Raw genomic sequence first — 22,947 nt, 5'->3', positions numbered from 1 at the left:
TTGGCGTTACAAGAAAGAAACAAGCTGAAACGAGGGATCAACCAGAGGGAATCAGCAACAAATAAACAACTGAAATAAAGACAATTACAAGCAAAATAAGCGCCATTAACCTTCAGTTACCCCTATGTTAAGGAATTATGAAATACTAAGCAGATACCCGGCGAGATCCTCACCCTGTTCCAGTTTTAGTTTTTTCCTTAACCGATGTCTGGCCACACGAAGACTATCCTGTGATATCCCCAACAGGATCGCGATATCTGTATTGTTGAGATTGATTTTTAGCAATGCGATCAGGCGCATGTCGGCTGCGGTCAGATCAGGAAATAGCTTGATCAGTTTTTCAAAGAAACTATGATGTACGCGTTCAAATGTCCCCATAAACTCTTTCCAATGGATGCCTTGCGTAATATGTTCACTGATCTGTTGTACCAACCGTTGCATAGGTTTCTTTTGATCCCGTCGATCGTCTTTGACTAGCGCTTTCAATTCGTCGCGAAGTTCTTCCAGAAATTGGTTACTGCGGATGAGGTTGAGCGTATGGGATGTGAGTTCCTTTTCCTTCAGCGTTAGCTCCTGTTTGAGCTGCTTATCTTCCAACAGCTGATTTTTGAGTGCTATTTCCGCCAGTTCACGCTCCGCTTCCTGTTTCCGTGATTCAGCGATCTGAGTTTTGATCCTTATTTTCTGCCGGCTATAAAGGACATACGATAATACACTCAATAAGATCAATACCACAATCGTGCCGAACAACAGGATCGAATTCATCCGTTTGTTTGTCTGCAGTTTTTCTATTTCCTCAGCCTTTTGATTCATATCATACAGTGCCTGGAAAAATGCAGTGTGCCGTGCTCCATCCACACTATAAAGCTCTAGCACGAGTTTTCGGCTTCGCTCAGCATAGAAATAAGCGCTATCCATTTGTCCGCTCAGAGCATATGTCTTGCTGAGATCTTTTGTCGTTGATGCCATCTGATAGACATCCCCAAGATTCTCCGCTAGGCGAAACGCGAGTTGGGTCAGCTGAATACTTTCGGGATATTTATTGGTTTTCCGAAAAATATCCCCCATATTATTGATCACAACAATTTTTCCATAATTATCCTGTGTTTCCTCATATAAATTCCTCGCCTTTTCAAAATGCAAATAAGCACTATCGTATTTCCCAAGATCTTCATAGATACTGCCCAAGTTTTCATGAATCTTGGCTTCCCCGTTACGATTTGTCTGCTCACGGTAGATCGCCAAGGCCTGTTTTTGATAGACAAAGGCCGAATCATAATATCCCTCCTTTTCAAAAAGATGCCCCATATTTCCCAGGACAGAAGCCTCGCCATTTCGATCATTTTCGCTTTTGAAGGTGTGTAGCGCCTTGTTAAAGTATTCCTTGGCCAACTGATGGCGCTTGTTGAAAATATTGAGTTCACCGATATCACTCCAGTTGGATCCCAGTGCCTGTTTCGCGTTGAGCTGGGTGTAGATGCGGTCTGCTTGGAAGTAATAGTCCTGCGCCTGGGCATAATGCCCTTGATTCACGCATAACCAACCGATTGTCTGCAGGCAATTTCCCTGTAGCAGTAGATCACGGTCGTTTATGGCTTTCGCATAACGTTTTTTCACTAAGGTAATCGCCGAATCTGGATAATTTTGGCTTAATACCCGAATCTCTTTAAATGAATCAGCTTGTGCCGTAGTCAATTGTGAGAAAAAAAGCTGTACCAGAAAGAAGGTCGAAAATATAATACTGTAAGAAATTCTCATTTTTGCCGTAAATAGTCGCCGCGTAAATTTAAGCGTTAGCATGTTAACAGAATATTAAATCCGATTAAACTTAACATGCGGAAAGGCTTTCTTCGAGAGGGCTTCGGGGGCTGTTCGACATTTCTTCGGAACTGCTTCGAGCCTGCGTCGCCCCTTCTTCGGGGTTGCTTCGGCTGCTGTTCGACTGCCCTTCGGGTGCGAGCCGAAGCCGAGTCGAAGCGTAGCCGAAGCCGAGTCGAAGCCGAGTCGAAGCGTAGCCGAAGCCGAGTCGAAGCCGAGTCGAAGCGTAGCCGAAGCCGAGTCGAACATGTCTCGAATAAACGTCGAATAATTACCGAATAGATGCCGAAAAAAGTATGGGATACCCCAAAAAAACAAAAGGGGACCCGACTTTTATATCTGTTCCCCCCTTAGTACCTATTGATTTATTAAATGTTAATACCTAGCGCACTACACGACCTTTTGCTCAATCTTAGTTAAATATCACTAATTCTTACAGAGAAGCTGATCTAAGCCAAAAGCAATATAAAAGAAAATCGTATTAGATATCAATCACCAGATTTAAGCTCGATCATCGGTGTTATGCGTTCTAAAATATCAAAAGCGACCTCCGCCATCTTATTCCCTTTATTGTCCAACAATGGGTTCACTTCGACAATCTCCAGACAGCCAACTTTTTCGGAACGTATGATTTCTTCCAATATCAGGACGATTTCCTTTGGCATAAAACCCTTGGGAACAGGCGTCCCTGTACCATCTGAGATCAACTCGCTATCCATGCTATCCACATCAAAAGAGATATAAATCATATCACAGTCCTGCAAACTGACTAATGCTTCAGCCACACAATCCTCAATGCCTCGTTGGCGAATTTCTTCGACACGGTAATTTTTTATTCCCAAATGCGCAATCAAAAGATCTTCAGGTTCCTCGGTATCCCTGACCCCAAAATAGATTAAACTCGCTGGTTGTATCTTCTCTGCCGGACCGGCAATACGCTTCAGCTTATTCCATAATTCCTGCGTTGATTGATCAATTTCATTAATTTTACAGGACAGGTTGTCTTCATTCAACATGGCCGCCAAAGGCATACCATGCATGTTGCCAGAAGGTGTTGTATAAGGTGAATGAATATCTGCATGCGCATCGACCCAAATCACACCCAGTTTTTTATCTGGATAAGCCGACTTGATGCCGCTGATTGTCCCCATTGCCGAAGAATGGTCACCAGAAAATACCAAAGGGAAATTACCCGCCGACAGACTATCTTCCACTGTAGAAGCCACCTGCTTACACTGCTCATAGATCTGTTGGATATGTTTACCGAAAGGATGGTTATCATTTTGGTAAATGGAACTATTTCGTGTAGGCACATCCACAAAGGGATAATTGATAAAATACTGACTTCCTTTGTTGATCGCCGCAATCTCAATAGCATCTATACCAAGGTCAGAACCTCGGGTCCCCGCACCAATATCCGATCTGTTTTTGATCAATTCAATCATTTTCTTCATCGTGCAGTCGCATTAGTCAACGATCGTTCGATTATCTCCAGGCAGCTGTCAATCTGACTTTCCGTAATCACCAATGGTGGCGCCAAACGGATCTTGTTGCCATGGGTAGGTTTTGCCAAAAGACCATTTTCCTTAAATTCTAGGCAAATATTCCAGGCTAGATCACTCTCTTCGCTGGCATTGATCACAATAGCTGTCAATAGTCCTTTGCCCCTGACTTCGGTAATCATATCCGATTTGGCCGCAATTTTCCGTAAACCCTCCAAAAACAGCCCCCCCATTTGACGGGCATTGTTGACCAGATCTTCATCCAGTACAACCTGAAGCGCTTCCATCGCTACTGCACAAGCCAGTGGATTACCGCCATAGGTAGAACCATGCTCACCCGGTTTGATACACAACATAATAGCATCATCGGCCAATACCGCTGAGACAGGCAATACTCCTCCAGATAAGGCCTTACCCAATATCAATACATCCGGTTTACTCGCACTATCCACATCATCAATGGCATAAGAAGCCAACATGCTTCCAGTTCTTGCGATACCTGTCTGGATTTCATCCGCAAGAAAAAGTACATTATAGCTTGTACACAACAGGCGTACACGTTTCAAATAATCTGCATCCGGAACCACAATTCCTGCTTCCCCCTGAATCGGCTCAACAATAAATCCGGCAATATTTTTATCCTGTTTAAACAAGGCTTCCAATGCCTCAATATCATTGTAGGGCACCAATGCTATTCCTTCCACGAAAGGACCGAAATCGTTGGTTGCAGTTGTATCATTTGAAGCAGATATCACCGAAATGGTACGTCCATGAAAATTATCTCTAGCAAAAACTATTTTAGCTTGATTTTGAGCAATACCTTTGACTTGATATGCCCATTTACGACAGAGCTTCATTGCTGTTTCAACAGCCTCTACACCCGAGTTCATAACCAAAGCTTTATCGAAGCCGAATAGCTTACAGATCATTTCCTCAAAATCTCCCAGTTTATTGTTATAGAAAGCACGTGAAGTCAAAGTCAACTTCTGAGCTTGATCTGTCAACGCAGCAATAATACGCGGGTGACAATGTCCCTGATTGACTGCTGAATATGCCGACAGGAAATCAAAATAAGACTTACCATCAACATCCCATACCATAACACCTTCTGCCCGCTCCAACACAACCGGTAAAGGGTGATAGTTGTGTGCTCCATATTTTTCTTCCTTGGCAATAAACGCCGCGCCGTTTCCTTGTTTAGATACAATACTCATAATTTGGATTTTATTTCAAATAATAACAAATATACAGTTTTTACTATTTTTAAGATAAAATAATGGAATTTAACACTAAATTAGCGTTAAAATATTAAAATTAACTTTTAAACCTACATAACAATGAACGGCATAGATGAATTTGACCTTCAAATTTTAAAATACCTGGATGCGGATGGCCGAATGGCGTACTCGGCTATTGCAACAGCATTAGGCGTATCCAATACCATGATCCATCAACGTATCAATCGTCTCATGGAGCAAGGGATATTGACAGGCATAAAACCCGTATTAGATGAAAAAAGATTAGGTTATGATTGGGGGGCTTTTACGGGGCTCAGTCTGGAAAAAGATCATGATTCAAGTCGTATCATTGCCGAGCTGAAAAAGATCCCTGAAGTTACGGAATGTTATTACATCACTGGAAACTACACCTTATACGTAAAGATTATCGCCAAAAATCATGAACATATGCGTCAGTTGCTTTATGAAAAAATTGACAACATTCCTGGCATCGCAAAAACAGATTCTCTCATCGAATTAGGATGTGCATTTAAACGCAATATTATCCTTTAACAACATTAGCAAGCTCAACTGGTCTTGGATCTCAGACAGCAATCTTGGATTCAAGACCTTGCTATTGTTTTCCGATATTTGCCAGCTCCTCCTCTGTCCAATAAATCAGTTCCCGTAATACAAACACATTTTCATAGCTTCCCAACCCATCTATATAATCCCACAGATTGCCTTCAACTTTAACCGGCCTGCCATGGTGCAGTATATCATACCCACTATCCAACCAATTTTGTATCTGCTCTTTATCCATCTTTATATGATCTTATTGTTAATATTTATTTAAAACGATTACTTCAAATATAAGGCATTTTTGCGAGGGAAATAAGTCTCTGGACAAGAAAATTTAAATTCGATACTTTATTAAAAAACAACATATCGGAGACAAGTTTTCAGTTCGAATTGGGCAATTTTAGGATTAAATAAAGTATATTCGTATAAAACCAAATTGTATAATTATGGCAGATTTTTTCTATGTTGGCTATGAAGGTGAAGACGAACTACTCGAACTCGTAGCTGTATCGACCATCCAATCGCTATTGTATTTTCAGGACGCCGATCAGGAAGATTTTACGACAATAAAAACCTCTATCGATCAAAATTTTATTGTGGAAGAAGATCTGATTACTGTAGCCGACGCTCTGAGACTGGATCAATCCATCGTACGTTTTACACCCGGAAAACCAAATTACAAAGATTAGGGATTCTGCTGTAAAAAATTGCTACTTATCAGTAGCAGTATTGCTATCCCGATTGATAGGGATAGCCTATAGTTCATTTGTGAAGTAAAATAAAAAAATCAACAACATGAGAGCAGTTTTAATTGGCGGTTCCGGCGCAACTGGAAGGGTACTTGTTCATGAGCTATTAAAATCTACTGATTTCACCGAAGTAATCGTCCTCTTGCGGCGCAAGAGCTTTGATGAACAACCCAAATTACGACAGATCATTGTAGACTTCAGCAAACTGCAAGAGTTTGAACAAGAGATTCACGGCGATATTGCTTTTTCCTGCCTGGGTACCACAGTTAAAGATGCAGGTAGTAAAGAAGCACAATGGAAGATAGATCATGACCTCAACCTGCAATTCGCAGCGCTGGCCAAGAAAAATGAAATCCCCTGTTTTGTATTACTTTCGGCGGTCAACGCAGATGCTGAATCGAAGATTTTCTATAATCGGATGAAAGGGAGTCTGGAGCAACATGTGAAAGCACTAGATTTTGGTAAACTTATTATTGTACAGCCCGGCGGCTTGATCCGTCCCAATACTGATCGCCTAGGCGAAAAGATCGGCATAAACGCATTACGCGCTTTTAACCGTATCGGCCTTTTTAAGAGCTATGAAGCGCTACCCGTTACCATGGTTGCCCAGGCGATGATACAGTCCATTCATGCCCGCAAAGAACGCATCAATATCATCTCAGTGGAAGATATCAAACAGCTATCAGACACGGTGAACCAAGGGTAATGTAAAAAGTATTCATAACAATGAATTAACAATAAGCTAATCCGGGCTTATTAATTTGCTGTCATTTATTTTATTTATCACACTAATGAAAAAACGCTTTTTATTCCTTTTTCTCTTTGCTTTTATTTATGTATTTCCGGCCTTTAGCCAAGAAGCAAAATATATCTTTTACCTCATCGGTGACGGAATGGGACTCAATCAAGTCAATCTGACCGAAATACACCGTGCCGAACTCCAGCAAAAAAACAGTACGGTACCTTTGGTCTTTACTCAGTTCCCTCATGTTGGATTTGCTTCCACACACTCCCAATCCAACGGTGTTACCGATTCTGGCGCTGGCGGTACAGCTCTTGCTGTCGGTAAAAAAACGAAAAACGGTGTTATCGGAATGGACAGTACCGGAACAGTGCCACATAAAAGTATCGCTTATGCAGCTAAGGAAAAAGGAAAGAAAGTCGGTATCATCACCAGTGTGAGTATAGACCATGCTACACCTGCTTCGTTTTATGCCCATCAGCCTGACCGAGATATGTATTACGAAATTGGCAAAGAAATTATCAGCTCCAATTTTGACTTCTTTGGTGGATCCAATTTCCTAAAATCCGAAACAACTTTTGATAAACAACCCGCTCCTTCCCTTTTCCCCTTATTTGAAAAAGCAGGATATAAAGTTCTAAAAGGAAAAGAGGCCTATATACAACATCCCCGCAAGTCGGACAAAATCATCCTTATGAATACAGATGGCACTGCAACAGATGCGCTAAAATATGCCATAGATCAAAAACCATCTGACCTCAAGCTAGCGGATATTACCGCTGCTGCAATCCAATCTTTAGAACAAAACAATAAAAATGGATTCTTTTTGATGGTTGAAGGTGGAAAAATAGACTGGGCCTGCCATGCAAATGATGCAGCTACCACCATCCAGGAAGTATTGGACTTCAATTCGGCGGCAGAACTTGTGTATGAATTCTACAAGAAACACCCCAAGGAAACACTTATTGTGGTCACTGCTGACCATGAGACTGGTGGATTGGGCATCGGCAACGGTAGCTCTACTTTAAAGACAAAATTACTGGCTAATCAAAAATTATCGCATGCCGAGCTTTCAAATGAAATCGGTAATCTGCGCAAAAACAAAGCAAATGCAACTTGGGATGACCTAAAAAATCTTCTTTCCACGCATACAGGCCTGTATAACCAAGTAAAAGTCAATGCGGATGACGACAAATCACTACAGGGAGCCTACCAACGCAGTTTCGTTGACCATCAGAATGAAACAGCAAAAAGTTTGTACGCCAGTGATGACAAAATCGCGGCTTTAAGCATTGCCATACTAAATCGTATGGGATCAATTGCTTGGGCTTCCAACAACCATTCGGCAGCTTATGCCCCCGTTTATGCCATTGGCGCAGGCGCTGAGCAGTTCAGTCAGAAAATGGACAACACCGACATACCAAAGAAAATAGCGATAGCTGCCAAACTAAGCTTAGACTAAAAACAAAAAAAATCCCCAAGAAATTCTTGGGGATTTTTTTTGTTGAGCCTCTTATCGGAATCGAACCAATGACCTACTGATTACAAGTCAGTTGCTCTACCAGCTGAGCTAAAGAGGCTTTTTAAAGAAGTTTAATGAGTATCGCTCAAAGAGCCTCTTATCGGAATCGAACCAATGACCTACTGATTACAAGTCAGTTGCTCTACCAGCTGAGCTAAAGAGGCTTTTTAAAGAAGTTTGATGAGTAACACTCGAAGAGCCTCTTATCGGAATCGAACCAATGACCTACTGATTACAAGTCAGTTGCTCTACCAGCTGAGCTAAAGAGGCTTTTACTTCTTTTCAATCTTAAAACGACCTCCGTTTTAAGATGCTGCAAATATCGAAAGCCTAAATCAAAAATGCAAGTCCCCCGCTATAATTTTTACCTGCTTTGACGCCAAATATTTAAAAATCAACAGCATTATTTTTTAATACTGAAAATTTGTCACGAATCAATAAATATCAATGTCATTTTTTCCGAATTACCACATAAAACCCGAATGGCATTTCAATTGTTATACCCATACATATCAACAAAACTTTAATTAAGCGATACAGAATGAACTTTAACAATTACACAATCAAAGCCCAGGAGGCTATACAAAAAGCGTCGGAGATAGCCGCTGGAAATCAGCAACAGGCCATCGAGACAGCACATATATTAAAAGCATTACTTACTGTAGATGAAAATGTTGTCAGTCACCTATTAAAGAAATTGAACGTCAACATCCCTTACCTTGGCGCTGAGCTTGATAAGCAAATCGAGAGCTTCCCCAAAGTAAGCGGAAGTAACATCTATCTCAGCAGTGATGCAAACAATGCTTTACAAAAAGCACAAGGATATCTCAAAGAATTTAACGATGAATTTGTCTCGGTCGAGCATGTACTACTGGGTATATTGGCCACTTCAGACAAAACTTCATCCCTGCTGAAATCACAAGGGGTAACGGAAAAAGATCTCAAAACCGCCATTAAAGAATTGCGGGGCAATAGTCGCGTGACCGATCAAAATGCGGAAGCAACTTACAACGCACTTGGAAAATATGCCCGTAACTTAAATGAATATGCCGAATCCGGCAAACTAGACCCGGTCATCGGTCGGGACGAGGAGATCAGACGTGTCATGCAAATTCTTTCACGACGCACCAAAAACAACCCCATACTCGTTGGTGAACCCGGGGTTGGTAAGACCGCTATTGCCGAGGGAATCGCCTATCGGATTATCAAAGGTGACGCACCAGAAAATCTTAAATCCAAGATTGTATTTTCATTGGATATGGGCGCCTTGGTTGCCGGAGCTAAATATAAAGGTGAATTTGAGGAACGTTTGAAAGCCGTTGTCAAAGAAGTAACGGATTCCAATGGTGAGATCGTCCTTTTCATTGATGAGATCCACACCTTGGTTGGCGCTGGTGGTGGTGAAGGGGCAATGGATGCCGCAAACATCCTGAAACCTGCCTTAGCCAGAGGTGAGCTACGTGCCATTGGAGCGACCACACTCAATGAATATCAAAAGTATTTTGAAAAAGACAAAGCGCTGGAGCGTAGGTTTCAAAAAGTCATGGTGGAAGAGCCTGACACGCAAGACGCCATCTCCATCCTACGGGGATTGAAAGAACGCTATGAAACACACCATAAAGTGCGTATTCTCGACGAGTCTATCATTGCTGCAGTGGAGTTATCACAACGCTATATTGCAGACCGCTTTTTACCGGACAAAGCCATTGACTTAATTGACGAGGCTGCCTCCAAATTACGCCTGGAAATGGACTCTGTACCAGAAGCGGTAGACGAACTAGAGCGCCGTATCATGCAATTGGAAATCGAACGCGAAGCATTAAAACGTGAAAATGACGACAAAAAGGTGCAGGAACTTTCTGAAAGCATTGCTAACTTATCTGCTGAACGTGATACCCTGAGGGCTTCATGGCAAGCGGAAAAAAGTCTGGTGGACAATGTAAACCAAGAAATTGAAAACATTGAAAACTATAAACTTGAAGCCGAACAGGCCGAACGCTCAGGTGATTATGGTAAAGTAGCCGAATTACGTTACGGACGGATCAAAGAAGCACAGGAAAAAGTGGAGAAACTGAAAGCTGAACTGGCTGAAAAACAGGAAAGCAAACGCATGCTCAAGGAAGAGGTAACTTCAGAAGATATTGCTGATGTCGTTGCTAAATGGACTGGAATACCTGTCAGCAAAATGATTCAGTCTGAACGTGAAAAGCTGCTGAATCTGGAAGAAGAACTTCACAAACGGGTCGCAGGTCAAGATGAAGCCATTGAAGCGATCTCTGATGCAATCCGCCGTTCAAGAGCAGGACTGAATGATGCAAAGCGCCCGATAGGTTCATTCATCTTCCTGGGTACAACCGGGGTCGGAAAAACCGAACTCGCAAAAGCCCTGGCTGAATTTCTATTCGATGATGAACAATCTATGGTGCGCATCGATATGTCAGAATATCAGGAAAGACATGCCGTATCCCGTTTGATCGGTGCGCCTCCGGGATATGTCGGTTATGATGAAGGCGGTCAGCTGACAGAAGCCGTACGCAGACACCCTTACTCGGTCGTATTATTGGATGAAATCGAAAAAGCACATCCGGATGTATTTAACATCTTGTTGCAGGTATTGGATGATGGTCACCTAACAGACAACAAAGGTCGTACGGTCAACTTTAAAAATACGATCATTATCATGACCTCTAATACCGGATCGCATATTATCCAAGAGAATTTCAGTCATTTGGATGATGATAATAAAGAGGAGATCATTGCAAAAACACGTACTGAAGTGTTTGATTTGCTTAAACAGTCGATCCGTCCGGAGTTCCTGAACCGTATTGATGAGGTGATTATGTTTACTCCGTTGAGTAGAGATGAGATCGGTGATATTGTGCGACTTCAATTTGTACATGTCCAAAAACAACTGGCCGAGCAAAATATCTTTATCACGGCCTCGGATGAAGCGATGGATTGGTTGGCACAACTTGGATACGATCCGATCTATGGCGCCAGACCATTGAAACGTGTCATTCAGAAACGTATTCTGAATGAGTTATCCAAAGAAATCTTATCCGGCAAAGTCAGTCGCGATTCGATTATCAGACTGGATGTCTTTGATGGAAAATTCGTCTTTATCAATAAACAGGAAGATTGATAGTTTATAAATAATCATAAGAGCCCCACTTCATTAGCGGGGCTCTTATGTTATAAACAGGTATTTTACAGGTAAACTATCTTCTAATTCGAAACCCCTACTGCTTTCAGCAATTTCTTCACATCGTCCTCCCCATCAAGATGCTGCACTAAGGTTTTCGTTTTAGCATCATAAATATACAAGGAAGGATAATTACTTGGACTGAATTTTTCTATAAACTGTGTCCCCGAGTCAAACAAAAATTTCACATTGACAGCACCTTTCAGCGCTTTAGCATGCATATTAATAAAACCATCCACGTAAGGTTTATCGTTCATAGAGATAAAATAAAAGCTAACGTTTTTTAGCTTTTGCAAATTCTGTGCGATTCCCGCTCCCATTTTCTGGCAATGGCCACAGCCCGGATCATAGAAATCCAAAACGATATAACCTGTCTTTGGCAATTTGTCCGAATTGAACTTGCCAGACTGATAAACCTCATCAAACGTAAATGCCGGAATCGTTTTTGGAGCCTGCGCAAATAAGGGTTGAAAAAGAAAAAATGCACATGCAAAAAATAGGGAGCAGAGTAACTTCATGTTAAAAAATTTTAAACTGACAATGAATATTCAATTAATTTTAATCAATAATACCTAAAAATGCGGTTCTATTCGTCAATATTTTAGTTTTTTTACAAAAAATGCGTAAGTTTGGACTAATTTTTAAATCGATCAAATCTATTAACACTCATTAATCGTGAAAAAACGAATTGCCATTTTTGCTTCAGGTTCAGGGTCCAATGCTCAAAAAATAATGGAACATTTCAAATACTCAGATGAAGTTGAGGTTGCGCTGATCCTGTCCAACAACCCTGATGCTTATGTTATTCAACGTGCTGACAATTTTGAAATTCCAGCCCATATATTTGATCGCAATGAATTTTACAACACGGACAATGTCGTTAATATCCTTAAAAATTTAAATATCGATCTGATCATCCTAGCAGGTTTCTTATGGCTTGTTCCAAACAATCTTTTAAAGGCCTATCCAAATCAGATCATCAACATACATCCTGCTCTCCTACCGAAATATGGTGGCAAGGGCATGTATGGCGACCATGTACATAAAGCTGTTTTGGCCAACAAAGAGGAAGAACATGGCATTACCATTCATTTTGCTAATGAGCACTTTGATGAGGGCGAGATCATTTATCAAGCAAAGTTTAAGATAGACGCCAATGACACATTGGATATCATTAAGTTCAAAGGACAGCAATTAGAACACCAGCATTTCCCGAAAGTAATTGAGAACCTAATCAAAAAAATGTAAAAACAACATTTTTATTTAGAATTATTTTAAACAAATTGTAACTTTGCCTCATGAACGAAGTTATTGAATCCTTTGTGGAACAGTGTGAGGGCGAGGGCAAAGCAAGCCCATTTCAATTTAGAAGTGCCGCAATGAATCCTTTTTCTGATTTTTCCTGTGTTTGTTTCAAAAAATGCTGTAAAAAATACAAAGAAGGAAAACGTTGTAAGAAGTGCCCCGGCCGAAAAAAATAAACTGTTATTACTTTTACCTAGGCTTACTCCTCTAGATAGTTCAGATCCTTATCAAAGCTTTCTTCGAGTTGTGTCAGTGAATACATAGCGATACCAGAAAGTACCAAGACCATCGTAATTGCCGCTGGGACAATACCAAACGAATCCACCAAAAGTCCATAAACCATTGTTGATGGTATCAAGGCACCCCTAACAAAATTAGGAGCGGTTGTAGCCACAGTTGCCCGCAGGTTGGTACCAAATTGTTCCGCTGAAATAGTCACAAATGTGGCCCAATACCCTACTCCTAGCCCCATGACAAAAGCCAAAACTAAAAATTTATTGGCTGTAATTCCAGTACTCAAAAGATACCATAACGAACTACCGATAATAATCAACTGACAAATAAAAACCACCTTTTTCCGAGATTTTAGAATCTGCGCAAACACACCTGCTAACACGTCGCCAATGGAAATTCCGATATAAGCAAACATCACCCCTTTACCCGCGCTCAAGGTTTCGGATGCCCCAAGTGCTTTTCCTATTTCCGGAGCCTGCGTGACCAACACTCCCACCACAAACCAGATTGGCAAACCTATACAGAGACAATTGATATAACGTTTCAATCGGCTTTTATCGGTAAAAAGCATCCTGAAATCACCTTTCGGAATATCCTTTTTATCCTGCTCCTTAAATAGACCCGATTCAAAAGAACCAACACGCAATAGCAACAACAATAACCCCATTCCACCACCGACGAAATAAGCAGTACGCCAATTGAATTCCTCCGAAACAAAGTAAGCAAGAATAGCACCCAACACCCCAACACTGGCCACCAGCATTGTTCCATAACCGCGCTTTGACTTATGCATGCTTTCCGAAACCAAGGTGATCCCCGCTCCCAGTTCCCCAGCCAATCCAATCCCGGCTATAAACCGGATAATTCCATACTGCCACACATCCCCTACAAAACCATTTGCAATATTCGCTAAGGAATAAAGTAAAATAGAACCAAACAACACCTTTAAACGTCCGTATTTATCACCGATAATCCCCCAGATAATCCCACCAAGCAACAAACCGCCCATTTGCATATTAAGAACAAATTCGCCTTTTACCCGCATCTGTTCTGTCGGCACCCCAATATCTGTAAAGGATTGAATGCGGACAATAGAAAAAATAATGAGATCATAGATATCGACAAAATACCCCAACGATGCTATCGTCACCAATAGCCATACCTTCTTGCTTTCAGCCTGTTTATCTTTTAATGTTGACATTTTAGGTTCTTTGATGCCGTAAAAATACCATAGTGAAATAAGAAAACCAAGATTTCGAAAAATAATCCAGTACATTGTCCTATTTTTGTATCATGAGATACAGTCCACGTGCATTAACATGGCTATTGCGTTTTTACCCTCCTTTTTTATTTCAGGGAATCTGGGTAAAAAAAATCAGTCCAGGCTTTAAAGGAGCCGAAGTGAAAATTTACAAGACTCCATTCAATATCAACACCAATAAAACCTTGTTTGGTGGAACAATTTTCGCTGCTGCAGACCCGATATTTCCGATCCTAATCGATCAATATCTTCAAAAAACAGGTTTTAGAAAGACCGTAGCCTGGCTCAAGTCATCTCGGATTGATTTTAAAAAACCCGGAAAAACAAGTGTGGGCTATTCTGTTCAACTTTCGGACGAACTACTGGACGAATGTACCCAAACCATTCGCACGAAAGGCAAAATTGTCAAAAACCTGAGTCTGGAAATAAAAGATAAAAATGATGAATTATGTGCTGTAGTCCATTGTGAAACCTACATTCGTGACTTGAATTTTACATTCCCGGATAGAAATCGAAAGGTCGAGCAATAAGAAATTAATATATTTGTCCAATTACCAAAAAAATAGAAACATGAACAAAATCGCTTTCATGGCTATCGCATCCTTGGCAATAGCGGCATGTGGAACCACTGGCACAAACAATGTAAAGGTTTTACAAGATTCAACAATCAAAATACATGATGAAATCATGCCTCAGATCGCTCATTTTGACCGCGATGCAGTCAAAATAGACTCTATCCTGAATAATCTAAAAACACTAAAAGCTGCTAAAGCTGACTTGGACACCACAGCAACAAAAAAGGACCTTGGTATATTAAAAGCAAACCTGGAGAGTGCGACAGACCACATGATGGACTGGATGAAAGCATATAAACCCGACAGTACCGATATCAAATATTTTGAAGTCGAATTGCAAAAAGTATCAGACATGAAGAAAATATTTGATACTGTTTCCAAGGAAAGCCAGGAGAAATTAAAGAACTTCTAGGTGAACAGCCCTGCTCAATACCAGCTTATAGCAGGATAGAAAAGCCCAGTAGGGCAAATTAATAATGAAAGAATACAAACAGATGAAATCTATATTTAAACTTTGTTGTGCTACGGGCCTATTGCTTGGTTTATTTTCTTGCAAAAACACGAGCCAGTCCAACTTACCAATTTACGGCGAACGGGAAGCCGTCGAAAAAACAGTTGACGGAAAACAAGTGATAGATACGGTTTATCATACCATACCTGCATTTAAGTTTTTGAACCAGGATAGTGTGATGATCTCAGAGAAGGATTTTGAGGGAAAAGTATATATCGCAAACTTCTTTTTCACACATTGTCCAAGCATCTGCCCAACAATGAACCGTAATTTGCTCAAAATCTATACACAATATAAGGATAATGATGCTGTTCGCTTTTTGTCCCATAGCATAGATTTTAAATATGATCAGCCCTACGTATTGAAAGATTATGCAAATAAACTAGGCGTAAGCAATGACCATTGGCAATTTGTTTCAGGTACAAAGGCAGATATTTATGGTATAGCCAACCAATACCTGGTTTATACAGCTGAGGATAAGAATGCCCCTGGAGGTTATGACCACCAAGGTTACCTTGTCTTGATTGACAAGGATAAACGCATCCGTGGCGCTTATGATGGTACTAATGATGAGCAGGTAAAAAAACTAATGGAGGACCTACCAAAGCTATTGAACGAAGCTAAAAACTAATATGCGCACCCTCTTAACAACCTGTTTTATTATTGGATGCCTATTATCGGCTTTGATCGGCTGTCAAAACGAAATTGATATTCGAACAGCGCAATACAGCGTAAATGGTCAAAAAGTGTATATAACACATTGTCAGAATTGCCATGGCGAAAAAGGAGAAGGATTGGGAAACCTCTACCCTCCGCTTACAGATACCAAGTTTTTGGAAAAAAACCGCCAAAAGCTTGCCTGTATCGTTAAACATGGCGCAACAGGGGAACTCGAGGTCGCAGGCAAGAAATTCAATAACACGATGCCAGCTTCAAATCTTTCCGCCGTTGATATTGCTTATGTACTGACCTATATCAATACAAAGATCAATAAGGGCAAGGAAATATTTCCCTTAAATGAAGTGGAAAAACAATTAAAAAATTGTCAATAAAAAAGAGGAACTTGTATAAAGTTCCTCTTTTTTTGCCTAATGCCCGGCAGGCGCATTAAATCCAGCTAACAAAAAAATAATCATTCAAAGCCAAAACAATTTAAATCTTTTTTCCTTATTGTATTATTGGTCCAATTTGTTTTTGTATTTATTGATTTATAACAATAATTTGACATTTTGGATTCAAATTAATCACTAATTTTGCAACCGAATGAACGTTCGATTGATGCAGACAAATGAAAAAATTGCAGCTGTCTTTGCTGCCACACTTAAACTGATACACACAAACGGTTTCCACGGGACGCCAATGAGTAAGATCGCACAGGAATCCGATGTAGCGATAGGTACTATCTACCACTATTTTCCCTCTAAAGATGATTTGATCTTTGCGCTGTTCAAACATTGCCGGTCAATCTTAAACGATTACATATTTGACGGGATAAAAGAAGACTTTGATTATAAAGCTTCTTTTTTTCATGTGTGGCGCAACTTTGTTCAGTTCTATTTAGAAAACGGACGGATCTTCAGTTTTTTTGAACAGTTTTTTTCTTCGCCTTATTACGAAAAGAATAAAGCTGAGATACAGGAGCCTGTCGGTGGCCAAAACAAAGTACTTGACTTTTTGCAGGAAGGCATTGACAAAAAAATTTTAAAACAAGTAAATGTTCACCTATTGGTGGCTAGTTATATCGGAGTGGCTTTGTCCACAGTACATAGCATCAAATTCAAAGATCTTCACTTCTCCGAACAGAATATCAAGGAGTTAATGGAAATAATTTGGGATGGTGCTGTCAATAGAAATAAAAATAATTAATGAGATATATGAAGTTTAATAAAATCGTTTATTCCTTAGCGACACTGTCGCTGTTGAGTAATACAGGATTTGCACAACAGCAATCTGAAAACTTGCCGCCAAATGCGACGCTTCAGCAGCTGATAGATTATGCACTACGCAATCAAATTTCTGTAAAACAGGCACAATTGGATGAGGCCATCGGTGAAAAGGATATCGATATCTCCCTTTCGGGCTGGTACCCACAATTAGGTTTGAAAGGAAGCTATAACTATAATGTGATTGTCCCCGTGGTCAATATCGGTGGAAATAACATCAAAATGGGGCAGAATAATGCCAGTGCATTGACGCTACAGGCCGATCAGCAATTGTTGAATCCCGAATTGATACAGGCAAGGAAGGCTGCCTCATTAGTTCGCCTAGGCAACAAGCAAAACACCGAAAGCAAAAAAATAAATGCGGTTGTGGAAGTCAGCAAAGCTTATTATGACATCCTAACAACAGAGGAAATGATTAAAATTGTCCGCGAAAATATTGCTAGGCTTCAAAAGCAGCTGAAAGACGCAAAATCGCAATATGATGTTGGAGTGGTTGACAAAACGGATTTTAAAAGAGCGCAGATCGCTTTGGCCAATTCCAACGCAGACGAAAAACGGAACGTCGAATTACGAAAATATAAATATGAATATCTGAAACAGCTGCTAGCATTAGATAAAGGCCAAAATCTTACTTTATCATTCAATAACAGCAACATGGAATCCGAAATTTTATTGGATACCACAGCTGCTGTAAGTGTTTCCAATCGGATCGAATTCCAACAATTGGAAACATCGAAAAAGATTCAGCAATTGAACACGCAATATTTTAAATGGACCTATTTACCTAGCGTAAGTGCCTTTTATAACTACGCATTCAATTATCGGAATGATAAATTCAGTAAACTCTATAACGACAATTTCCCGGGTTCTGTCGCAGGTTTGAATCTCTCTTTTTCTATTTTCGACGGATTTAAACGAAAAAAACAAGTCAATAAATCCAGGTTGCAGGAGGAACGTATTGACTGGGATATCAAGAATCTGGAAAACAGTATCAATACGGAGTATGCCTTATCAAAAGCCACATACAATGCTAATCTAAATGATTGGAAAACGGCAAAAGAGAATGTAGAATTGTCCAAAGAGGTTTATGAAACAATCAAATTGCAATACGATGAGGGAATCACAAAATACCTGGATTTAATGACGGCTGAAAATGATCTCAAAATAACGCAATTCAATTATCTGAGTGCGCTCTATGCATTGCTATCAAGTAAATTGGATGTTCAAAAAGCAGTTGGGGCAATCCAAACTAATTAATCAATTCAAACGGAAACTAATACAAATCATGAATAAAAGACAATTATTATTCGCTTTCTTCCTTGGGACGGCTTTAGTATGGACCTCTTGTGGAAATAAAGATGCAAAAAAGCAAGGTGCAGCACAGGCTCAGGCCGAGAAGGTTGTTCCTGTTACCTTTGGCGCAGCATCACATGAGACTGTTACGGGAACCATAAGTTACCCAGCAACAGTCAAACCGTTGAACGAAGCAGACCTATTTGCAGAAGTAAGCGGTTATATTACCAAAATATATGTTTCAGACGGTGCTGTGGTCTCTAAAGGTCAAGCCTTATATGAGATTGACGGAACACGTTATAATGCAGCTGTACAACAGGCAAAAGCAAGCCTTCAAATCGCACAAACAGATCTCGACCGTCAAAAAAGAGATTTGGCCCGTTATCAAGTATTGGCTGACAAAGACGCGATCGCTAAACAGGTTTATGATAATGCCGTATCAAATGTTGCTTCTTCGCAAGCACAGGTAGAATCTGCGCGCGCGGCATTGGTAACAGCCAATACCAACCTGTCCCGTTCTACGATTCGTGCGCCATTCTCCGGAACCATTGGTATATCACAGGTACGCTTAGGTGCTTTGGTCAATCCTGGTACTACGCTATTGAATACATTATCCTCAACAAGCCCGATTGCCATTGAGTTTCAGGTCAACGAAAAAGATATCAGCAAATTTGCTCAAATGCAAAGCAGCCATGCTTCTTCGGACCTTTCGCTTTTATTGCCGGACGGAAGTACCTATGAAGGTAAGGGAAGCATAACGACCATTGACCGTGCTGTTGATCCAGCGACAGGAACAATTAAAATACGGGCTACATTCCCGAACAATGCCAATGCGTTAAGAGCGGGCATGAATATCACCATGAATGTATCGACCACATCGGCAACTGAAGAAATCGTTGTTCCTTACAAAGCAGTCTTCGAGCAATTGGGTGTGTTCAATTTATATGCCGTTAACGATAGCAGCAAAGCTGAAATCCGTCAGGTAAAATTGGGTATTAAAGCCGGTGATAAAATCGTTATCAAAGAGGGTGTCAAAGACGGTGAGAAAATCGTTGTTGATGGAGCTATGAATGTCCAAAATGGTGTTAAAGTTGTCGATGCTGCCACTGCTGCCCAACAAGCTGCAAAAGGCGCTCCGAAAGGAAAATAACAGCATTAATTTTTAAAGAGAATCTAAAAGATATAGAATGATTTCAGAAGTATTTATTAAGAGGCCAGTTACCGCAATCGTTATTTCGATATTGATTTCAATCATCGGAATTATTGCTGTATCTACGTTGCCAATTAGCCAGTACCCTTCTATTGCACCGCCAACCGTAACAGTTACAGCAAACTATACGGGCGCAGATGCACAGACGGTTGAGCAGACCGTGACAACGCTGATTGAGAGTCAGATCAATGGTACACCTGGCATGATTTATATGTCGTCAAATAGTACTTCAAATGGTCAAGCAACAATTACTGTCACATTTGAAGTAGGTACCGACATCGATATCGCAACCCTAGACGTCCAAAACCGTGTCGGGATTGCAGAACCTGCCCTTCCAGAAGCTGTTAGACGTTTGGGGATCACTACCCGTAAAGCCAATAACGATATCTTGATGTTGGTGGCTTTAACATCACCCAAAGGAACCAGAGATGAAAATTTTCTGGCCAATTACAACAACTTGTACGTCAAAGATGCGTTATTGCGTGTCAAAGGTGTCGGTGATGTAACGGCCTTCGGTCAACCTTTCTCCATGCGTGTGTGGTTAGATGCCAACAAATTGGCTAATCTAAGCATGACACCTGCAGATGTTTCCGCAGCTATTGCCGAACAAAACACCCGTATACCAGGAGGTAGTGTCGGAGCACGCCCACAAGAGTCTTCGACCGTATTTGAATATCCTATTATTACGGATAGTGACCTTTCTAATCCCGAGGACTTTGAAAATATTGTCGTCAAAACCAATAAAGATGGATCCATTGTACTTTTAAAGAATGTCGCACGTGTAGAACTGGGACAATTTAGTTATGGAACTTCTTCCAAAGTAAATGGAATGACCTCATCTGCCATGATGATCAACCAGACACCGGGTGGAAACGCCGTTGAATCCGCAGAAGGTATTGTTGCTGCCCTGGAAAAATTAAAGCAATCCTTTCCAACTGACGTTGATTACACCATCAGTTACGAGACCGTTTCTGTAGTAAATGCATCCATTTCTTCGGTAATCCATACCTTGGTAGAAGCATTACTTTTGGTAACCTTTGTGGTATTCTTCTTCCTACAAAGCTGGAGAGCAACATTGATTCCTGTACTGGCAATTCCAGTATCCATAGTTGGTACATTCATCTTTTTCTTGATGTTTGGCTTTTCGGTCAACAACTTGACGATGCTTGCCTTTGTACTGGCTATCGGTATTGTAGTGGATGACGCCATCGTTGTGGTGGAAGCGGTTCAGCACTATATTGACCACTATAAACTGGATGCAAAAGAAGCGACCCGTCGCGCAATGGGTGATATTACTGCGCCGGTTATCGCAATTGCCTTGATCTTGGCCGCGGTATTCGTTCCGGTAGGATTTATTCCGGGGATGGTGGGTAAACTGTATCAACAATTTGCGATTACCATTGCTGTATCGGTTATGTTGTCCGCATTTATTGCCCTTTCCCTGACACCTGCGCTATGTTCAATTTTATTGAAACCAACGGCTGTACACGAAGGTGCAAAAGGCTTGAACAAGTTCTTCTACAAATTCAACGTTTGGTTTGAAAAAGTGACGATCAAGTACTCACGCGGTGTAAAACAAGCCATCAAAAAGGCGCCGCTTGTGTTGATTATCCTTTTATGTATCTTTATCGGTACAGGTTATATGTTTACCACCAAGCCAACAGGATTTATTCCTTCGGAAGACGGTGGTGCATTCTTCGCTGGGGTCACTTTACCTGAGGGTTCATCCTCTGCCCGTACCAATGAAGTATTAAAAGAGATCGAGGACGATTTACACAAGACCTTCCCTGAAATCAAATACGTTACAGCCATCTCGGGTATCAATATTTTGAACCGTGCCTTCAAATCAAATGGTGCAACGCTATTCGTCTCCCTAAAACCTTGGGAAACACGTACACGTACCGCCAACGATATCGCTGGTATGATCATGGGTAAATATATGGGCTATACCAAAGCAAGGGTATTGGCCGTAACGCCACCGGCAATCCCGGGTTTAGGTACTTCCGGCGGTTTCTCCCTACAAATTCAAGATTTACAAACAGTAAATATCAAAGATTTTGAAGCCACTGTAGGTAAATTCCTTATGGCGGCCAACCAACGTCCTGAAATTGGAATGGCCTATACCATGTTTAACACCAATTCGCCAAACTACAAATTGGAAGTCAACCGTGAACAAGCAAAACGTATGGGCGTACCGATCTCAAGTATCTATTCGACAATATCGGCCTATTTAGGAAGTAGCTATGTCAATGACTTTACGAAATATGGCCGTAGCTACCGTGTCGTTACACAAGCCGATATCCCCTACCGGATGAACATTGAAGACATCAACAAGCTGTATGTCAACAATACGATGGGTAATCCAGTGCCAATGGGTACATTGGTGAAGTATGAGCTAATAACGATGCCTTCAATCATCAACCACTACAATATCTTTAGAAGTATTGAGATCAATGGTAGTTCTGCCCCAGGCTATTCTTCTGGAGATGCGTTGAAAGCTTTGCAAGAAGTTGCGGCGCAGACTTTGCCTGAAGGATTTGACTATCAGTTCTCTGGTCTTTCACTACAAGAGATGCAGTCCGGATCAAAGACCGTTCAGATCTTTGCGCTATGTATCTTATTTGTATTCTTGCTTTTGGCAGCGTTGTATGAAAGCTGGTCTGTTCCATTCTCTATCCTCCTATCGGTTCCTTTAGGTGTATTTGGAGCGATCTTGACCCTGACGTTGATACCAACATTGGATAATAATATCTATGCACAAATCGGTCTGGTGACCATCATTGGTCTTGCGGCCAAGAATGCGATCCTGATTGTGGAATTCGCCAAAGAGCGGGTTGATATCGGAATGAATCTCTATGAAGCAACGTTAGACGCTGTAAAATTGCGTTTACGCCCGATTATCATGACCTCTTTTGCCTTCATCCTAGGTATTATTCCATTGATGTTGTCACATGGTGCCGGTGCCATATCCCGCCAAACAATAGGCTGGACGGTATTCGGTGGTATGACTGCGGCAACACTTTTGGCAATCTTTATCGTACCAGTTCTATTCGTTGTGATCACACGAATGGCTTACGGTAAGAAAAAATTGGCTGAATTAGAAGCTAATTTTGATGAAGAAAAAGCGAAGAATTTAAGTGCACACTAAGCAGATAAAATTCGCAGTATGTGCTAAGACCATACCGTAAACGCTAAGACGCCTTTCCTTCTGACGAAGGAAAGGCGTCTTGCTTTTTGCTCTTCCAATTATAATTTTTAATTTTACCACACACTATTAAATA

The 22,947-nt window shown here is 40.9% G+C and carries 20 protein-coding genes and 3 tRNA genes; 14 read left to right on the top strand and 9 right to left on the bottom strand.

The annotated features are described in order from the left end of the window. Positions 1-135 precede the first annotated feature (135 nt). From LC454_RS04575 to rocD, 3 genes are all read right to left on the bottom strand, one after another. Positions 136-1,800, bottom strand: a complete 1,665-nt coding sequence (locus LC454_RS04575) for a tetratricopeptide repeat protein (RefSeq protein WP_223580063.1) — start codon at positions 1,798-1,800, stop codon at positions 136-138. 506 nt (positions 1,801-2,306) lie between these two features. Further along, a complete protein-coding gene (gene rocF, locus LC454_RS04570) occupies positions 2,307-3,272 on the bottom strand; it encodes an arginase (protein WP_223580055.1) in 966 nt (321 codons plus the stop codon). Further along, positions 3,269-4,534 (bottom strand): ornithine--oxo-acid transaminase, encoded by a 1,266-nt coding sequence (gene rocD, locus LC454_RS04565; RefSeq protein ID WP_223580054.1) that lies wholly within the window; start codon positions 4,532-4,534, stop codon positions 3,269-3,271. Before rocD ends, rocF begins: the two co-directional genes overlap by 4 nt. Before the next feature lie 123 nt (positions 4,535-4,657). Between rocD and LC454_RS04560 the strand changes: the two genes are divergently transcribed. Further along, the gene (locus LC454_RS04560) at positions 4,658-5,110 is read left to right on the top strand and encodes an Lrp/AsnC family transcriptional regulator (RefSeq protein ID WP_108631878.1); all 453 of its coding nucleotides are present in this window, start codon (positions 4,658-4,660) and stop codon (positions 5,108-5,110) included. Positions 5,111-5,171: 61 nt separating this feature from the next. Here LC454_RS04560 and LC454_RS04555 read toward each other — a convergent pair whose 3' ends face one another. After that, the gene (locus LC454_RS04555) at positions 5,172-5,360 is read right to left on the bottom strand and encodes a hypothetical protein (protein WP_077434186.1); all 189 of its coding nucleotides are present in this window, start codon (positions 5,358-5,360) and stop codon (positions 5,172-5,174) included. Between the two features lie 205 nt (positions 5,361-5,565). On the opposite strand from LC454_RS04555, the gene LC454_RS04550 reads away from it, so the two are divergent. The 3 genes from LC454_RS04550 (at position 5,566) to LC454_RS04540 (ending at position 8,072) form a co-directional block, all read left to right on the top strand. Then, complete coding sequence (locus tag LC454_RS04550) at positions 5,566-5,808, top strand: hypothetical protein (RefSeq protein WP_120257935.1); 243 nt, start codon at positions 5,566-5,568, stop codon at positions 5,806-5,808. Positions 5,809-5,914: 106 nt separating this feature from the next. After that, the gene (locus LC454_RS04545; RefSeq protein WP_223580052.1) at positions 5,915-6,574 is read left to right on the top strand and encodes an NAD(P)H-binding protein; all 660 of its coding nucleotides are present in this window, start codon (positions 5,915-5,917) and stop codon (positions 6,572-6,574) included. 85 nt (positions 6,575-6,659) lie between these two features. Then, complete coding sequence (locus tag LC454_RS04540; protein WP_223580051.1) at positions 6,660-8,072, top strand: alkaline phosphatase; 1,413 nt, start codon at positions 6,660-6,662, stop codon at positions 8,070-8,072. 45 nt (positions 8,073-8,117) lie between these two features. On the opposite strand, the gene LC454_RS04535 is transcribed toward LC454_RS04540, so the two are convergent. The 3 genes from LC454_RS04535 to LC454_RS04525 all read right to left on the bottom strand — a co-directional run bounded on the left by LC454_RS04535 (position 8,118) and on the right by LC454_RS04525 (position 8,402). Continuing rightward, positions 8,118-8,190 (bottom strand) — tRNA-Thr (locus tag LC454_RS04535). A gap of 33 nt (positions 8,191-8,223) precedes the next feature. Further along, positions 8,224-8,296, bottom strand: a tRNA-Thr gene (locus LC454_RS04530). 33 nt (positions 8,297-8,329) lie between these two features. Continuing rightward, positions 8,330-8,402 (bottom strand) — tRNA-Thr (locus LC454_RS04525). A 271-nt stretch (positions 8,403-8,673) separates the two neighbouring features. Between LC454_RS04525 and clpB the strand changes: the two genes are divergently transcribed. Continuing rightward, complete coding sequence (gene clpB, locus LC454_RS04520) at positions 8,674-11,274, top strand: ATP-dependent chaperone ClpB (protein WP_223580050.1); 2,601 nt, start codon at positions 8,674-8,676, stop codon at positions 11,272-11,274. An 83-nt stretch (positions 11,275-11,357) separates the two neighbouring features. On the opposite strand, the gene LC454_RS04515 is transcribed toward clpB, so the two are convergent. Further along, positions 11,358-11,852: a TlpA family protein disulfide reductase gene (locus tag LC454_RS04515; protein WP_223580049.1), complete on the bottom strand. Its 495-nt coding sequence runs from the start codon at positions 11,850-11,852 to the stop codon at positions 11,358-11,360. 157 nt (positions 11,853-12,009) lie between these two features. Here LC454_RS04515 and purN point away from each other — a divergent pair, with 157 nt between their 5' ends. Then, on the top strand, positions 12,010-12,582 hold the full coding sequence (gene purN / locus LC454_RS04510; protein WP_223580048.1) for a phosphoribosylglycinamide formyltransferase: 573 nt from the start codon (positions 12,010-12,012) through the stop codon (positions 12,580-12,582). Positions 12,583-12,838: 256 nt separating this feature from the next. Here purN and LC454_RS04505 read toward each other — a convergent pair whose 3' ends face one another. Continuing rightward, positions 12,839-14,074, bottom strand: coding sequence for an MFS transporter (locus LC454_RS04505; RefSeq protein WP_223580047.1), 1,236 nt, complete (start codon positions 14,072-14,074; stop codon positions 12,839-12,841). Positions 14,075-14,166: 92 nt separating this feature from the next. On the opposite strand from LC454_RS04505, the gene LC454_RS04500 reads away from it, so the two are divergent. From LC454_RS04500 to LC454_RS04465, 8 genes are all read left to right on the top strand, one after another. Continuing rightward, a complete protein-coding gene (locus LC454_RS04500) occupies positions 14,167-14,664 on the top strand; it encodes a DUF4442 domain-containing protein (protein WP_120257943.1) in 498 nt (165 codons plus the stop codon). A 40-nt stretch (positions 14,665-14,704) separates the two neighbouring features. After that, positions 14,705-15,121 carry a transposase gene (locus LC454_RS04495; RefSeq protein WP_120257944.1) on the top strand — a complete coding sequence of 139 codons (417 nt, stop codon included), beginning with the start codon at positions 14,705-14,707 and terminating at the stop codon, positions 15,119-15,121. An 82-nt stretch (positions 15,122-15,203) separates the two neighbouring features. Then, a complete protein-coding gene (locus LC454_RS04490; RefSeq protein ID WP_223580046.1) occupies positions 15,204-15,851 on the top strand; it encodes an SCO family protein in 648 nt (215 codons plus the stop codon). Between the two features lies 1 nt (position 15,852). Continuing rightward, entirely contained in the window at positions 15,853-16,272 is a 420-nt protein-coding gene (locus tag LC454_RS04485; RefSeq protein ID WP_223580045.1) for a c-type cytochrome, read from the top strand. A gap of 211 nt (positions 16,273-16,483) precedes the next feature. Then, positions 16,484-17,086: a TetR/AcrR family transcriptional regulator gene (locus LC454_RS04480; protein WP_223580043.1), complete on the top strand. Its 603-nt coding sequence runs from the start codon at positions 16,484-16,486 to the stop codon at positions 17,084-17,086. A gap of 8 nt (positions 17,087-17,094) precedes the next feature. Then, positions 17,095-18,420 (top strand): TolC family protein, encoded by a 1,326-nt coding sequence (locus tag LC454_RS04475; RefSeq protein ID WP_223580041.1) that lies wholly within the window; start codon positions 17,095-17,097, stop codon positions 18,418-18,420. 28 nt (positions 18,421-18,448) lie between these two features. Then, complete coding sequence (locus LC454_RS04470; protein WP_223580039.1) at positions 18,449-19,606, top strand: efflux RND transporter periplasmic adaptor subunit; 1,158 nt, start codon at positions 18,449-18,451, stop codon at positions 19,604-19,606. Positions 19,607-19,643: 37 nt separating this feature from the next. Next, positions 19,644-22,814 (top strand): efflux RND transporter permease subunit, encoded by a 3,171-nt coding sequence (locus LC454_RS04465; protein ID WP_223580037.1) that lies wholly within the window; start codon positions 19,644-19,646, stop codon positions 22,812-22,814. Positions 22,815-22,947: the final 133 nt, after the last annotated feature.

It is taken from the genome of Sphingobacterium sp. GVS05A (assembly GCF_019969845.1).
Classification (GTDB): domain Bacteria; phylum Bacteroidota; class Bacteroidia; order Sphingobacteriales; family Sphingobacteriaceae; genus Sphingobacterium.
Note: the sequence above shows the minus strand (reverse complement) of the source record. Positions and strands in the feature narration are given on the sequence as shown.

What these genes read in the sequence shown, in the direction of transcription:
- LC454_RS04515 (WP_223580049.1), bottom strand. Translation starts at nt 11,852, where the DNA reads ATGAAGTTACTCTGCTCCCTATTTTTTGCATGTGCATTTTTTCTTTTT.
- LC454_RS04505 (WP_223580047.1), bottom strand. Translation starts at nt 14,074, where the DNA reads ATGTCAACATTAAAAGATAAACAGGCTGAAAGCAAGAAGGTATGGCTA.
- rocD (WP_223580054.1), bottom strand. Translation starts at nt 4,534, where the DNA reads ATGAGTATTGTATCTAAACAAGGAAACGGCGCGGCGTTTATTGCCAAG.
- LC454_RS04475 (WP_223580041.1), top strand. Translation starts at nt 17,095, where the DNA reads ATGAAGTTTAATAAAATCGTTTATTCCTTAGCGACACTGTCGCTGTTG.
- LC454_RS04575 (WP_223580063.1), bottom strand. Translation starts at nt 1,800, where the DNA reads ATGCTAACGCTTAAATTTACGCGGCGACTATTTACGGCAAAAATGAGA.
- LC454_RS04495 (WP_120257944.1), top strand. Translation starts at nt 14,705, where the DNA reads ATGAACAAAATCGCTTTCATGGCTATCGCATCCTTGGCAATAGCGGCA.
- LC454_RS04540 (WP_223580051.1), top strand. Translation starts at nt 6,660, where the DNA reads ATGAAAAAACGCTTTTTATTCCTTTTTCTCTTTGCTTTTATTTATGTA.
- LC454_RS04480 (WP_223580043.1), top strand. Translation starts at nt 16,484, where the DNA reads ATGAACGTTCGATTGATGCAGACAAATGAAAAAATTGCAGCTGTCTTT.
- LC454_RS04490 (WP_223580046.1), top strand. Translation starts at nt 15,204, where the DNA reads ATGAAATCTATATTTAAACTTTGTTGTGCTACGGGCCTATTGCTTGGT.
- LC454_RS04545 (WP_223580052.1), top strand. Translation starts at nt 5,915, where the DNA reads ATGAGAGCAGTTTTAATTGGCGGTTCCGGCGCAACTGGAAGGGTACTT.
- LC454_RS04465 (WP_223580037.1), top strand. Translation starts at nt 19,644, where the DNA reads ATGATTTCAGAAGTATTTATTAAGAGGCCAGTTACCGCAATCGTTATT.
- LC454_RS04470 (WP_223580039.1), top strand. Translation starts at nt 18,449, where the DNA reads ATGAATAAAAGACAATTATTATTCGCTTTCTTCCTTGGGACGGCTTTA.
- clpB (WP_223580050.1), top strand. Translation starts at nt 8,674, where the DNA reads ATGAACTTTAACAATTACACAATCAAAGCCCAGGAGGCTATACAAAAA.
- LC454_RS04555 (WP_077434186.1), bottom strand. Translation starts at nt 5,360, where the DNA reads ATGGATAAAGAGCAGATACAAAATTGGTTGGATAGTGGGTATGATATA.
- LC454_RS04500 (WP_120257943.1), top strand. Translation starts at nt 14,167, where the DNA reads ATGAGATACAGTCCACGTGCATTAACATGGCTATTGCGTTTTTACCCT.
- rocF (WP_223580055.1), bottom strand. Translation starts at nt 3,272, where the DNA reads ATGAAGAAAATGATTGAATTGATCAAAAACAGATCGGATATTGGTGCG.
- LC454_RS04485 (WP_223580045.1), top strand. Translation starts at nt 15,853, where the DNA reads ATGCGCACCCTCTTAACAACCTGTTTTATTATTGGATGCCTATTATCG.
- LC454_RS04560 (WP_108631878.1), top strand. Translation starts at nt 4,658, where the DNA reads ATGAACGGCATAGATGAATTTGACCTTCAAATTTTAAAATACCTGGAT.
- LC454_RS04550 (WP_120257935.1), top strand. Translation starts at nt 5,566, where the DNA reads ATGGCAGATTTTTTCTATGTTGGCTATGAAGGTGAAGACGAACTACTC.